Origin of the sequence: Coleofasciculus sp. F4-SAH-05 (assembly GCF_040222985.1) — a bacterium.
GTDB classification, from domain to species: domain Bacteria; phylum Cyanobacteriota; class Cyanobacteriia; order Cyanobacteriales; family Coleofasciculaceae; genus Coleofasciculus; species Coleofasciculus chthonoplastes.
Genome location: NZ_JAVKBY010000209.1, coordinates 1 through 13,561, shown reverse-complemented (window position 1 = coordinate 13,561; position 13,561 = coordinate 1). Strand labels below are relative to the sequence as shown.

Here is a 13,561-nt window from a genome sequence, read left to right as displayed (position 1 = left end):
GTCATTTGTCATTTGTCATTTGTCATTTGTCATTTGTCATTTGTCATTTGTCATTTGTCATTTGTCATTTGTCATTCGTCATTCGTCATTCGTCAGGGAATCGGTAAGGTAGAACTTTGAGTTAACTCCCTCTGCTCCCCCAGCTCCCTCTGCTCCCCCAGCTCCCTCTGCTCCCCCAGCTCCCTCTGCTCCCCCAGCTCCCCCAGCTCCCCCAGCTCCTCCGCCCGGTGCGTTGAATCTCATCCAATCCGAACGCAGTAGTTTAGTTTCCGGAGCCGCCGTTGGTGTGTTAGTCGCCGCCTCCTTAGCCCCAGCCGCCGGATTAATCGGCATGGCAGCCGCGATCGCACGATGGGATATGGTGGTGAATAGTCTGTTCCTCCTCGTGCTTCAGTTAGCTGGGATTAATTTTTCTGGCGCGATTGTCTTCCGTCTGGTGGGGCTTTCCGCTAGGGGCGCTCGCTATAACCGGGGAAAGCGGTGGTTGTTTCCAGTCGTATTAGGGATTGGGGCGGTGATCATGGCAGGGTTGTTAACCGCGCAACTTTGGCAGGAACCCACTTTACAGCGAACCACACTCGAACAGCGTACCTCAACAGAGATTCAGCAGGTGGTGCAGGAGAGTGATTTGGCAAAACTGGTGCAGTCGAATGTGCAGTTTACGCGGACTAAAATCGAGGGACAAAATACGCTACTGACGGTAGTTTATGTCCAGCGTAACCCGGAAGTAACGGCTTCTACGGAAACCATTCAGACGCAGTTAACCCAAGCGATTCAAACCCATTTATTAGAACAGGATTTTAATGTTACACCCTTAGTGCAGGTGACTGTGTTGGAATTGCCAGAGGTTCAGGGTAAAAGAGTAGAAGGGTAAGCTGAGGTGCATTTAAATTGTGTATTCCCTGTTCCCTGTTCCCTGTTCCTTGTTTCCTGTTGCGATCGCAACATCTTCAGTGTTGAACGTATCATTAACCACGCGGCTAGCATTAATCTGCGCCATACTCCTGGCGATTGTCCATCTATTTGGTGGACAAATGCGCTTTCTCGATGTGATTCCTCGCAGTCAGTGGTTATCATTCGCCGGGGGCGCGTCGGTGGCGTATGTTTTTGTGCATTTATTGCCAGAACTCAATCAGGGACAACGAACCATTGAACAGACAGAAGGATTGGCGATCGCGTTTTTGGAAAGCCACGTTTATTTAGTCGCACTTCTGGGATTAACGGTATTCTATGGCTTAGAACATCTGGTTAAAGTATACCGACAAAATCAGCACAAACTTAGCGGTATCCTCTCTCAAGGACTCTTTTGGTTACATATTGGCTCGTTTTCCCTTTATAACCTGTTAATTGGTTACCTACTGATTCATCGCGAGGAACCGGGAGTAGAGAGTCTCTTATTCTTTTTTCTCGCCATGGCATTGCACTTTTTTGTCAATGACTATGGATTGCGGGATCATCACAAAGACGCCTATCATCGAGTAGGGCGCTGGGTTTTAGCGGGTGCAATTTTATGTGGTTGGGCGATTCAGGACAAGAGAGTCCCATCTTAACGTATCGATGGCGAATCAAGCACTGTCTTCGGATTTTCCATATTTAGCGTAGACCTGTTGAGGGGTTGCTGGCATTACGTTATAGTATTCTTCGCTACCGTTGCTCTTGCCAATCGGAGCTTGGTATCCACAGACAAACTCCGCTGTGCCGTCACTGAAGACATAAGCCCCACTGTAGTAACCCTCTTGGTCAGGATTACCAAAGCTTTCTTTGATAATTTTGGTTTTGTTGTTCATTTTTTTGCTCATCGAAAATCTCCTTCTCAGTAGTCTCAGTAGTCGGACACAATTAAAGTTGAGTGTGAGGGCAAAGGAACAGAGAACAGTAATAATTTGACGCTTGTTAACATTTTCTAGTACAGTGTACCATATCTAAATAAATGGTTCATTACGACTCCTCCTTATCATAAAGCATTTTCTGATATTTAATATTAAGTTTAATGTCAAGGAAAACGGAACTCAGCAATCCTTATCCTTTAAGTGACCTGAAGAACATCCCCATACTGACCCATCCAATCATGGTTAAGGTATGGATAAGAGAAGAGTGCGATCGCGCTGTCGCCCTATCGGTTTAATTTCTAGAATTAATTGTTTCTGCGTCTTGAGTAATGCTATCCGCTTTTGGGGCGATTGGTAAAAAAGTTGTCCTATATTTTGCCTCAGTTTCTCTTCTCCCTGCAAGACAGATAAGGCATCTTTCGCATTAGCAAAACGATAGGCGATCGCAGGTTCTAGGATTCGCTCTAACCAATCGGCAAACTCTGGCGAAATTTGGACGTGGGGACGGAACTGAATTTTGAGCTGATGCTGAGGGAAATCAGCCGGAGATTTTCCGGTTAATAAAAATAGCAATGTTGCCCCTAATCCATACAAATCCGTGGATAATACCGCTTGACCTCGATATTGTTCGGGAGCCATATACCCGAATGTTCCCACTATCGTACTACCACCTGTTACGGTATGATGATAAGTATCGGAAACGGCACCAAAATCTACCTGAAAATAGGCTAAATATTTGGGAATTGCGGGATGATTGAGTTGTGCTAAAATCCCGGCTTCTCGTTTAAACAAGTCTAAGGTTTTCCAGTCTCTCATCTGGCGTAGAGATAGGGATTTTATTGCTACGAGTTGACCTGTTTGTAAGTCTTCAGCTTTATAGGTTGTCCCGATACTTCCTTGTCCTAAAACATTGAGGATGCGATATCGTTGAGCCATGATGTTTTGACGAGAATAGAGTTGTGGCATTTTCATTAATAGGCTAGAAAGTCAATTTATTTTCTCAGGAAAGGTTACTAAAATTAAATATATTTTAATGATATATGAAATATGAATAAGGGCGGATTTTGTTTATCAGTTATCGGTGGAGAGGGCGGTTTTTGTTGTTTATTTATTGGTGACAAATAGTTTTAGTGGCTAAACCCGCCCCTACAATTTACTTATTACTTTTTATCTCTAACTGTGATTACACAAAGCCACACTCTAGGGCTAAGATCTATAGCATTAATATCAGCACCTGAATTAACTAAAAATAAGGCAATATCCTGTAATCCTGTACAATGCAAGGGTGTTTTGCCCTCTCTATTAGGAAGATTAATTTCTGCTCCTTTTTCAATCAGAAGTTTAACAGCGTCTAAGTTATTCCAAGCGGCTATATGAAGGGGACTATAGAATTGATTGTTTGGCATATTCACATAAGCACCGTTAGCAATCAATAGTTTGATCATATCCAGATCATTATTTTCTTTAAAATCGTCACGAGTTTGATTTGCGATCGCGATATGTAGCGGGGTGTTTCCGGGTAGCAATTTACCCCAATTCCAGTGATATCCATGTAATTGCTCCCAGTTGGGTTGACTTTGGGCATGAATATCAGCACCGTTGGCAATAAGTACCGCTGCAATGTCACGCGATCGCGCATAATGGAGAGGAGTCCAACCATACTGAATAGAACGTGCGATCGCGCGGTGTATCTTGATAGAAATAGTCCAGATACCGAGGAATACCCGGATGATTCAGTTGAGCCAACACCTGCGCTTCTCGTTCAAACCGTTCAATGGCTTTCCAATCAGTAATCTGGCGCAGTGACAACGCTTTCAGGACAACTCGTTCCCCTGTGTCTAAATCTTCGCCCAGATAAGTGATACCGCTTCCCCCCTGTGTCAAGGGTGCTAAAATACGATAACGTTTAGCGATCGTCTCCTCTGGTGCTTGTAGTTTTTCCATAGCCGCGTAACCTGTAACCTGATTGATGGAGTTGTCGCCTATGTTGCTATATGACTCACTCTATCTAGAGTATGCCCAAATTTGTTGCCAATTCTGTCACCCTCAGAGGATTTTAAGTGAAGTGAATTACTATTCTTATCATTAAACAGAACTTTATTAGCCATGTCGTACAGCGATTTTACCCTCTATGAAATCAAAAGCCAATTTAACCTAATTATTCAGGAACGAGTAGAATTATTTAACCCGGTAGAATCAGTCATCCCCAGCCCCATTTTGCAAGAAATTCTCGCCGAAAATATTCCTCTCGCCTTAGAAATCGATACCGAAAAAGCTCGTTCAGAATTAATTATTGCCCCTATCCTGGTTGAATTGCGAAAATCCTTCAATCGAAAAATTAGTATCTTTTCGGGTACAGAGTTTACTGTTGACAAACAGAAAGGACTCAACGGTAAATGTGACTTTCTGATTAGCCAGTCACCCGAACAATTATATATCAATGCTCCTGTCGCCACCCTAGTTGAAGCCAAAAACGATAACATCAAATCAGGCATAGCTCAATGTATTGCTGAAATGATAGCCGCTCAACTCTTTAACCAGCAGAGAAATCAGCCAATTGCCTGTATCTATGGCGGAGTTACCACAGGGAGTAACTGGAAGTTTATGAAATTAGTAGATAATACCGTATCCCTTGAATCAGGAGAACACTTTATTGGTAATATAGAATTAATTCTGGGCATTCTTACCCAGATTATCCATACTACGTTTCCTCAGACGTAATCAAGCAGCTTTATGGGTCTTCCGTAGTTAGTAGGCTAAATTGTTAGTTTAATTTGCCGGAGTATTTGCCATAAAGGTGTATTGATTGGTTCGCTAGTTATTCCCGTAGATAAACCGAATTAAACCCGTGACGAATGACGAGTGTATATACCTAAAATTATTGCCTTTCCCCCGAAAAAATGCCAGATAATCCCAACACGACTCAAAACACCTTACAACTGTCCCTAGCTGCTTTACGGGAACAGGAATTGCAGCGCCTGTACAACAGTTTACGTCAGGGACAACAACCGATGGCAGATTGGCAGGGAGGAACTCTTGCGGTGTCGGCGGTACCGGGTGCTGGAAAGTCTACGGGAATGGCTGTCGCGGCGGCTATTGCGATCGCACGCTATCAACTTCATGGTAAACGACAATTAGTGGTGGTGACGTTTACGCGATCGGCAGCGGCTTCAATTAAGGCGAAAATTCGCGATTATCTTAAACCCCTGCGCTTACCCCAAAATAGTTTTGTCGTGTATACGCTACATGGGTTAGCCCTAAATCTTGCTAACCGCCATCCCGATTTATCCGGGATTAATTTAGATACGCTAACCGTTGTCACCCCGAATCAAAGCCACCGCTTAATTCGCGCTTGTGTGGAACAGTGGATTGCCTCGAATCCGCGCCGCTATTCCCTATTATTGGAAGGGGTAAGTTTTGATGGGGAAGAAACGGAACGATTGCGGCGACAATCGGTATTGCGAACCGAAGTGCTACCGTCTTTGGCGTATACAGTGATTCACGAAGCCAAAAGTTCGGGACTATTGCCCGAAGACTTATGGGTAATCAGTCAACAAACCAATGACCCTTATGACATATTAGCGATCGCGGCGGGATTATACGAACAATATCAACGAGTGACGCGATCACGAGACTTTATTGATTATGATGATATGATTCTGGCAGCATTGCGAGTGTTAGAGGATAACACCGTGCGCCAACTCTGGCAGCAGCAATTTTTTGCCGTCTTTGAAGACGAGGCACAGGATTCGAGTCCCCTCCAATATCGCTTATTACAAACTCTAGCCGCTGATCCGACTAATCCTTACACTCCCCTCAATTTAATCCGGGTGGGTGACCCCAATCAAGCGATTAACTCCACCTTTACTCCCGCTGACCCCATTTATTTTAATCGCTTTTGTACCGAATGCCAGGAACAGCAGCGCCTTGCTACCATGGATCAAGCGGGTCGTAGTACACCGATTATTATTAATGCCGCTAATTTTATCTTAAATTGGGTGAATCAAACCTATACACAAAACCAGGATAAATCCACTCGTCCTTTCCGCCCCCAAACCATCCTTACCGTACCCCCGAATGACCCGCAAACCGACGCCAATCCCCAGCCAGAGGGGAAAGGGTTAGAGATTTATACCCCCAGTGATATTTATCAAACGGTAGAATTGTTGGGACAACGGGTAATAGACCTATTCACCCGCAACAGAGAACATAACGCGGCGGTATTAGTGCGGGAAAATCGCCAAGGGAATTTTATCGCCCAGAAACTCGACTATCTCAAACGCCAACATGAGATTGAGGTGTATGATGTACAGGGGCGCGATCGCCATTCACATATTCCCATTGAAATTCTGGCATTATTGCAATTTATCGACCGTCCCCATTCTCCCGATTACCTAAAAGCCGCCTTAGAAGTTCTAGTTAAACGCCAACTGATTCCCACCCAAGACTTAAACGCCCTCGCCACCTATCCCGAACAATTCCTCTATCCTGGACCCCTTGACCCCCATCCCACCCCCGCAGTCAGTCAAGCCGCCAGATACTGTCGCAGTCTCTTACGGGCGCGTCTAGAATTACCCCATTACCAGCTGATTTCCTTCTTAGCCCTCACCTTACAGTACGACCAATCCGAACTCGCCACAGCCGATAAACTCGCCGAACGAGTCGTCAAACAAACCTACAGTAGCAGCGCCATGCCTGCTACCTTAGCTGCTTTAAGTGAAATTGTCTCCTCGGAACGGTTTGAACCCGTTGAAACCGAAGACGCCGACTCTCGCTATCTACGTCGCCGCCAACTCACTATTATCACGATGCACAAAGCCAAGGGATTAGATTGGGACTATGTATTTCTCCCTTTTCTCCACGAAGACACGATTCCCGGTAATCCTTGGGTACCCACCGCCGCCCAATTCTTAGGCGATTTCACCCTCGCTGAAGTCGCCCGGGCGCAAATTCGCGCCAGTTTGCATGACTATCAGTTACCCACCGCCTTAGAAGCCTGGGAGAAAGCCGGACAACTCAAAACCGCCGAAGAATATCGTCTATTATACGTTGCCATGACCCGCGCTAAACGACTCTTATGGATATCAGCCGCACAAAAAGGACCCTTTCGCTGGAACACCTTCAGTGGACAAGCCTCAGACAACTTACAGATGAAAAAGCCTTGTCCGGTGTTACCTGTATTAAGTCGTCGCTTCCCCGATTCAGTGTGTTCGTAGTTGCGCTTGTAGTTGCGCTTTAGCGCCAGTTCATCATAATTTCCGGGATAAGCTGTTCGTCCAGATACTGCGGGCGAATCAGGAGTCAACATTTAGTGATTATTGATATGAGATAGGAAAAAGTAATGTTAAACATTAGTTTCTATGGACAAAACGGAAATCCTCCTCAAATTATTCGAGTGGGAGAAGAATTTTATCAGTGGTTAGCCGATTCAGATTTTGCTCAAGTCGGGCGATCCAAAATAACCACGATTTGTATTGATGGAGAAGCAGTAAAGCTACCATTAATTCGTTTATCTAGCACAACAAGAAGTATGTTGATTGCCTGCTTTAATGAAATGATATTGAAAGAAACAGAAGCCATGCTAGTTGAATTAGAAAGTACCCTTGCAAAGGAAATACTAGAGAAAAGAACCTATCGAATAAAAAAGCTGTTGGAATTATTGAATGGTTGTAAAAATAGTAGTTTTGCTTACTTGCAGAGGGAGTAGTAATATTAAATTCGGGATGTAATGCCCATGTTACTCTTTTGTACAAAAATCACCTATTCTTAATTATTATCCTCAATTAGGCGGAACCCTTCTGGCGTAGGAACTTGCTGACGTAGACATCCCCGGTTCTTCCGTACCTGTTATGCTAAATTGCCTCAGACGACGCCCAAAATCTTTGCTAAGCAAGGATTTTGGGCGTTATTTCGAGTTAACTTAGACGGTTGAGGCATAAAATCACGGTATAACTAAATTTGGAGCCGTTTTAACTAACAGTTTGGCATAGTAAGTCCGGAAGAGCCGAAAATTCTATACTTAAGTCTTCAAAAGAATCAGAGAATTCTTGCTTTTCTAGAACATAAGCCCGTTGTGCGCGGATTATTAAATACAAATAATTAATGGCTTTTTGTTGTTCATAAGGCGCAGTCATTGCCTGATAAATTAAGTGTTTATGCCCAAAAAGCACAAAAATAGCGCTAGCTAAAATCATGCTGTTCAAACTTATTAGGCTAAATTTTAGGACTTGTTTCAGCTTAGACATTTTATCGGGTAACCCAATGTCATTCAACTACACCAACGTAATAGTTTTTCAAGCAGGCAATTACATGACTCACCCTATAGAAAATTAAATTATCCTACTGGCAACTACAACTCATTGCCAGCTTCACTTGCCAATAACCTTTGCAGGGGTTCTACCAACAGCGGCAAGTTATTCTGAATAGTTCCCCAAACAATAGTAAGATTAACCCGAAAATACTCATGAGCGATAATATTTCGCATATCGCTCATTAACCGCCAGGGAACCTCAGGATGACGACTTTGAATTTCCTCAGGAATGTTAGCAGATGCTTCACCAATGACAATAAACTTGTAGAGAACTGACTCCACCAGCATATCATTCCTTTGAAACTCAGTAAATGTCAGCCCATTGGTACGCTGTTGAATCGCAGAAATTGCCTGCAAAATATCTTCAACTCGCAGTTGCCAACCTCTAGAAGACACGAATTACATCCTCCAAAACAGGTTCACGTAAATGCTCTCGCAACGCATCTTGAGTCCCTAAATCAATATCACATCCCAGGATATCTTCTAAATAGTGCTGTATCCGAAAGAATTCAAAAAATCCTACTGGTTGAGAAAATTCGACCAGAAAATCCACATCACTGTCGGTTCTCGCTTCATCCCGCGCCACAGAACCAAACAACTCCAACGACTTGACACCAAGTTCTTGAAGTTTCAATTGATGAGCTTTAACAATCGCTAACACATCCTCTCGTTTCACAGGTATCCCCCCACTCATTCAGCCAATACAACCGCTAAAAATTACCATTTCATCTTTACCTTTAACCGGAATTGTACCTTATTCTTTAAACCTAGGGGCTGCTGAATAAGTGTTGTGGTGAGGGGGAGCTCTTGAAGCTGGGGAAGCCAATGTAGAGACGTGCCATGGCACGTCTGGGAGCTGGGGGAGCAAGGGTACATTTTTCTTGAGCAATGGTGCGTTACGCTCCGCTAACGCACCCTACTGTCGTGACCCACCTTAATTGTGACTTTATAAAAATGCTAAAACCCTTACCTGACAAGGCTTGACGCTAATTTCCTATTGCACCATTTTAGCTGGGTCACGCCAGTAGTGGCGTGACCGGGTTAAAATAGGACTTTGTTTGTAGTAAGCACAAAGCGTGCTTTAACGCCTAGCTGGAGAGGGCTAAAGCCCTCACTACGAACCAAATCTATTTCACCATTTTAGGTGGGTCACGCCACTACAATTTATCCTTTCAACTTTTTGCCTAAAAGCTGATTCGTTAATTTGGGATTTGCCCGTCCATTGGTTTCCTTCATCACCTGTCCGACAAAAAACCCTTGCAGCTTGGTTTTACCATTCCGATACTGTTCCAATTTCTTGGGATTAGCAGCAATCACGTCATCAATGATGGCTTCGAGTTGGCTGACATCAGAGATTTGAATCAGTCCCCGACTTTCAGCTATTTCCTTGGCTGAACCGCCTTTTGATAGGAGTTCCGGGAGAATTTCTTTGGCGATTTTGCCGCTAATCGTATCATCTTCAATCAACTGAATTAGTTCTGCCAAAACCAACGGTTTGAGCGCAATTTCGGTAATCGCCAGTTTCTCCGTATTCAGATAAGCAGCAATATCTCCCATCACCCAGTTTGCCACTTGTTTAGGATTGGCATTTGCAGTTACAGCGGCTTCAAAATATTCCGCAACCAGTTTATCTTCAGTTAAGACGCGGGCATCATAGGCAGAAAGCCCGAATTTCTCTTCATAATGATGCCGTTTCTCGGCGGGAAGTTCGGGGAGTTCACTGCGCCATTGTTCTAATTGTTCTTTGGAGACTTCAATCGGGGGTAAGTCGGGTTCGGGGAAGTAGCGGTAATCGCTAGACCCTTCTTTAATTCGCATACTAATCGTGCGTTGACTTCCTTCTTCCCAGAGGCGGGTTTCTTGGACGATTGGTTCCCCGGTTGCAATTGCCTCGATTTGCCGTTCGATTTCGTAGTCAATGGCTTTTTGAATGGCGTTAAAGGAGTTCATGTTTTTGATCTCAACTTTCACGCCAAATTCTTTTTGACCGACGGGACGCACGGAGATATTCACGTCACAGCGTAGGGAACCTTCTTGCATATTGCCATCACTGATACCCAGGTAACGCATAATCCGGCGCAATTCTTGGGCATATTCGGCGGCTTCTTTGCCAGAACGCAAGTCGGGTTCTGAGACAATTTCTAGGAGGGGGATACCTGCGCGGTTGAAATCGACGAGGGAGTAGGTGGAACCGGAGAGTCCATCACTTCCCGCATGGACGAGTTTTCCGGCGTCTTCTTCCATGTGCAGACGGGTGATGCCAATTTTTTTGTCAATGGGGTTTCCGTCGTCATCGATGAGTTCGATTTCTAACCACCCATGTTCGGCGATGGGGAGGTCATATTGAGAGATTTGATAGTTTTTGGGTAGGTCGGGATAGAAGTATTGTTTGCGGTCAAATTTACTATAGGGGGCAATTTGGCAGTTGAGGGCTAATCCGGCTTTGACGGCGGATTCTAGGACTTTTTGATTGAGAACCGGTAGCACGCCAGGAAGTCCCATGCATATCGGGTCAATGTTGGTGTTGGGGGGAGTGCCGAATTCTGTGGAGGAGTGGGAGAATATTTTGGTGGCGGTGTTGAGTTGGCAGTGGGTTTCTAGACCGATTATGGCTTCGTATTTGGTTTTGGCGGGTGCTGCGGTGGTCATAGGTGTTTCGTTGTCAGAGTTTTGGTCTATTTTAGCGTGGGGGTTGGGATCGTCATTTGTCATTTGTCATTTGTCATTTGTCGTATGCTCAACTCTCCACAATCACTCGATCGAGAGTGTGGCGAATAATCTCCCGTTGTTGGGCATCATATTGCCAACGTTCCAGAAACGCTTTATAATTTCCTTCTCCAGTTATGGCACTTTCCCGTAACGCCACCACTTTTTCCTGCACTTGAGGTAGATTAATTTGTTCAATTAAATGGATCGTTCGTATTCGCACTCGATCTGATCCTTGCGCCAAGTCTTCATTCTGATTCCGCCGGTGGGTAATCGCCATCGCAGCGGACATGGCTAAGTTTTTGACCAACAGTTCAGCGACGGTATCCGGTGAGGATTGCAGGGCTTGAATTACCTCTGGTGAGGGAGTATCCGCTAAACTGTCGTCAGCGGTGAGGTACGTGACAAAGAACCCTCTAGCACCATTTGTGGTTTTCACCAATTGGGCGATCGCACCGGCCGCGTCTACTTGGGAGAGTTCACCGGATGACAGTTGCGTCATCAGCGACTGAGTGAGTGCGATCGCGTCGTCAAAGGTCACATCGTTTGGAATATCCACCTGATTCCGTCTCGTAATAAAATGCTAGTCAAGTTATCTTGATCCAAAATTAATCCTAATGCAAGCACTCTGGCTGGAAAACAATCAACTGCAACTCCGCCACGATATCCCCATTCCGCAACCACCACCGGGGGAAGCCTTGGTACGAGTTGTCCGGGCGGGTATCTGCAACACGGATTTGGAATTAATTCGCGGCTATTATCCTTATAAGGGTATTTTAGGTCATGAGTTCGTCGGTGTTGTCGAACAAGGACCGACTGAGTTACAGGGACAACGAGTTGTTGGCGAGATTAACGCCGTCTGTGGGCAATGTCACTATTGTCAACGTGGACAATCAACCCACTGCGAAAACCGCACGGTACTAGGGATTGTCAACCGCCATGGTGCGTTTGCCGACTATCTTAGTTTACCAATAGAGAATTTGCATCGAGTCCCCGATACTTTACCTACAGATTTAGCTACCTTTACCGAACCCGTCGCCGCTGCCTTGGAAATTCAGCAGCAAGTCACGGTGAGTTCGACGGAACGAGTGTTGGTGGTGGGCGATGGGAAACTGGGACAATTAGTTGCCCAAACCCTTGCCCTAACCGGATGTGACTTATTTGTGGTTGGGCGTCATCAGCATAAGTTGGCAAATTTATCGGCACGCGGGATTAATGGGGGATTTGCCGATGCGATCGCACACCGATCCTTTGATATTGCGGTTGAGTGTACCGGGAATCCGGCTGGATTTGAACTCGCCCGCCGCGCTTTGCGTCCACGGGGTAGTTTAGTCCTGAAAAGTACCTACGCGGGTCAATTAACCTTTGATGCATCATCTCTGGTTGTAGACGAAATTACCCTAATTGGGTCGCGTTGTGGTCCGTTTGCCCCCGCCCTGGAGTTACTGGCGTCAGGACGGGTGGATGTGAAACCTCTAATTCAGGGTCATTATCCGTTACGAGAGGGAATTAAGGCGGTTGAACAGGCAAAAACTAAGGGTGTATTGAAGGTTTTGCTGGATATGAGTGATCAGTAGTTTGTTATTGGTCATTGGTTATTGGTTATTGGTTATACTCGCTTGCCGAAAAGAAGCCAACCCGGATGAGATTTCAGGATAAAAACAGGGAGGGTTAAGTCGGGTGGAAATCGGATGGTTAGAAGATAAACAGACGAGGGCGAAGGCTATCGAATTGACCAATGTTATTCGTTTTTTTCCCAATTCCCAAAACAGGGTAGAATTTGCGGACAATTTGAATCACTATTTAGCTCAATGTGACGAGTTATTTGGCTTCGCGATCGCGGGTCATGGGTTATATACTTGGGGAAACACGATTCAGGCGGCGAAGCGTTATGTTGAAGCCTGGGAATTTCTGCTCGAGTGTCGTTTATTGGAGTTAAGGATTAGATGACTGTTACCCTAACCAATGTCAAGTATATTTTATTGGATATTGAAGGCACAACCTCTGATATTCATTTTGTCCATAAGGTAATGTTTCCTTACTCTAGAGAACGGTTGGAACAGTTTGTTTTAAGCCATCAGAATTTAGACGAGGTGGTTGAGGCGATTAACCTGACGCAGCAGACGGTTAAAGCTGAACAAGGACAAGATATTGATTTAGAGGGCGCGATCGCAACATTACTCCACTGGATTGAGTGCGATCGCAAACACCCTGCCCTGAAATCGATTCAAGGACTGATTTGGCAAGAGGGGTTCGAGACGGAGGCATTTGAATCACATCTTTACCCAGATGTCAAGCCAAAGTTAGAAGAATGGGCGCGATCGGGGTTAACGTTAGGGATTTATTCCTCTGGGTCAATTGCGACTCAAAAAATGTTCTTCAGCCACACAGTAGAGGGAGATTTAACCCCACTCATTTCTAACTATTTTGATTTAACAACGGGGAGTAAAAAAGAAGCGATGAGTTACGATAAGATTATCGAGGTTTTAGGACTAGCGCCCAATAAAATCGCTTTCTTTTCCGACGTGCCACCGGAATTAGTCGCGGCGCGAGAGAAAGGGTTACGAGTGGTTCATTTGACACTCCCCGCCCTAAAAGTGCGGGGATTCTTCGTTCACAGATCCGGCTTGCTTTGACAGGATTTCTCCAATCAAAGTAGAGGTCGAGTCTCCAGAAGCGTTCGGATTTAAAATCCAAGTTCCGACATGCCCTGCCG

General features: G+C 45.1%; 17 protein-coding genes and 1 pseudogene. 8 read left to right on the top strand and 10 right to left on the bottom strand.

What is annotated here, in order from left to right:
* Nucleotides 1-232 precede the first annotated feature (232 nt).
* Both RIG27_RS25270 and RIG27_RS25265 read left to right on the top strand, forming a co-directional pair.
* Entirely contained in the window at nt 233-874 is a 642-nt protein-coding gene (locus RIG27_RS25270) for a DUF389 domain-containing protein (protein ID WP_446349794.1), read from the top strand.
* Nucleotides 875-893: 19 nt separating this feature from the next.
* Nucleotides 894-1,550, top strand: a complete 657-nt coding sequence (locus tag RIG27_RS25265) for a hypothetical protein (protein ID WP_446349792.1) — start codon at nt 894-896, stop codon at nt 1,548-1,550.
* 15 nt (nt 1,551-1,565) lie between these two features.
* Here the strand turns inward: RIG27_RS25265 and RIG27_RS25260 are convergent, their stop codons facing one another.
* The 4 genes from RIG27_RS25260 to RIG27_RS25245 form a co-directional block, all read right to left on the bottom strand.
* Complete coding sequence (locus tag RIG27_RS25260; protein ID WP_446345201.1) at nt 1,566-1,787, bottom strand: hypothetical protein; 222 nt, start codon at nt 1,785-1,787, stop codon at nt 1,566-1,568.
* A gap of 285 nt (nt 1,788-2,072) precedes the next feature.
* Nucleotides 2,073-2,795, bottom strand: coding sequence for a serine/threonine protein kinase (locus RIG27_RS25255; protein ID WP_446349790.1), 723 nt, complete (start codon nt 2,793-2,795; stop codon nt 2,073-2,075).
* A 194-nt stretch (nt 2,796-2,989) separates the two neighbouring features.
* Nucleotides 2,990-3,355, bottom strand: coding sequence for an ankyrin repeat domain-containing protein (locus RIG27_RS25250; protein WP_446349788.1), 366 nt, complete (start codon nt 3,353-3,355; stop codon nt 2,990-2,992).
* A 97-nt stretch (nt 3,356-3,452) separates the two neighbouring features.
* Nucleotides 3,453-3,773 carry a protein kinase domain-containing protein gene (locus RIG27_RS25245; RefSeq protein ID WP_446349786.1) on the bottom strand — a complete coding sequence of 107 codons (321 nt, stop codon included), beginning with the start codon at nt 3,771-3,773 and terminating at the stop codon, nt 3,453-3,455.
* Between the two features lie 162 nt (nt 3,774-3,935).
* Between RIG27_RS25245 and RIG27_RS25240 the strand changes: the two genes are divergently transcribed.
* The 3 genes from RIG27_RS25240 (at nt 3,936) to RIG27_RS25230 (ending at nt 7,536) form a co-directional block, all read left to right on the top strand.
* A complete protein-coding gene (locus RIG27_RS25240) occupies nt 3,936-4,550 on the top strand; it encodes a hypothetical protein (protein ID WP_446349784.1) in 615 nt (204 codons plus the stop codon).
* Nucleotides 4,551-4,729: 179 nt separating this feature from the next.
* Nucleotides 4,730-7,045: an ATP-dependent helicase gene (locus RIG27_RS25235; RefSeq protein WP_446349783.1), complete on the top strand. Its 2,316-nt coding sequence runs from the start codon at nt 4,730-4,732 to the stop codon at nt 7,043-7,045.
* Between the two features lie 125 nt (nt 7,046-7,170).
* Nucleotides 7,171-7,536, top strand: coding sequence for a hypothetical protein (locus tag RIG27_RS25230; protein WP_446349781.1), 366 nt, complete (start codon nt 7,171-7,173; stop codon nt 7,534-7,536).
* Between the two features lie 262 nt (nt 7,537-7,798).
* On the opposite strand, the gene RIG27_RS25225 is transcribed toward RIG27_RS25230, so the two are convergent.
* From RIG27_RS25225 to RIG27_RS25205, 5 genes are all read right to left on the bottom strand, one after another.
* Nucleotides 7,799-8,074: a hypothetical protein gene (locus RIG27_RS25225; protein WP_446349779.1), complete on the bottom strand. Its 276-nt coding sequence runs from the start codon at nt 8,072-8,074 to the stop codon at nt 7,799-7,801.
* Nucleotides 8,075-8,178: 104 nt separating this feature from the next.
* Nucleotides 8,179-8,535, bottom strand: coding sequence for a HepT-like ribonuclease domain-containing protein (locus RIG27_RS25220; protein ID WP_446349777.1), 357 nt, complete (start codon nt 8,533-8,535; stop codon nt 8,179-8,181).
* Nucleotides 8,525-8,815: a nucleotidyltransferase family protein gene (locus tag RIG27_RS25215; RefSeq protein WP_446349775.1), complete on the bottom strand. Its 291-nt coding sequence runs from the start codon at nt 8,813-8,815 to the stop codon at nt 8,525-8,527. Before RIG27_RS25215 ends, RIG27_RS25220 begins: the two co-directional genes overlap by 11 nt.
* A gap of 488 nt (nt 8,816-9,303) precedes the next feature.
* On the bottom strand, nt 9,304-10,788 hold the full coding sequence (gatB, locus tag RIG27_RS25210; protein WP_446349795.1) for an Asp-tRNA(Asn)/Glu-tRNA(Gln) amidotransferase subunit GatB: 1,485 nt from the start codon (nt 10,786-10,788) through the stop codon (nt 9,304-9,306).
* 88 nt (nt 10,789-10,876) lie between these two features.
* On the bottom strand, nt 10,877-11,404 hold the full coding sequence (locus tag RIG27_RS25205; protein WP_446349774.1) for a hypothetical protein: 528 nt from the start codon (nt 11,402-11,404) through the stop codon (nt 10,877-10,879).
* A 58-nt stretch (nt 11,405-11,462) separates the two neighbouring features.
* Between RIG27_RS25205 and RIG27_RS25200 the strand changes: the two genes are divergently transcribed.
* The 3 genes from RIG27_RS25200 (at nt 11,463) to mtnC (ending at nt 13,481) form a co-directional block, all read left to right on the top strand.
* A complete protein-coding gene (locus RIG27_RS25200; protein ID WP_446349772.1) occupies nt 11,463-12,422 on the top strand; it encodes an MDR/zinc-dependent alcohol dehydrogenase-like family protein in 960 nt (319 codons plus the stop codon).
* Nucleotides 12,423-12,525: 103 nt separating this feature from the next.
* Complete coding sequence (locus tag RIG27_RS25195; protein WP_446345187.1) at nt 12,526-12,795, top strand: class II aldolase/adducin family protein; 270 nt, start codon at nt 12,526-12,528, stop codon at nt 12,793-12,795.
* Nucleotides 12,792-13,481 carry an acireductone synthase gene (gene mtnC, locus RIG27_RS25190; RefSeq protein WP_446349770.1) on the top strand — a complete coding sequence of 230 codons (690 nt, stop codon included), beginning with the start codon at nt 12,792-12,794 and terminating at the stop codon, nt 13,479-13,481. Before RIG27_RS25195 ends, mtnC begins: the two co-directional genes overlap by 4 nt.
* Here the strand turns inward: mtnC and RIG27_RS25185 are convergent.
* Nucleotides 13,437-13,561 (bottom strand): annotated as a pseudogene (locus tag RIG27_RS25185) (transposase); the annotation flags it as partial. The gene mtnC and the pseudogene RIG27_RS25185 overlap by 45 nt on opposite strands.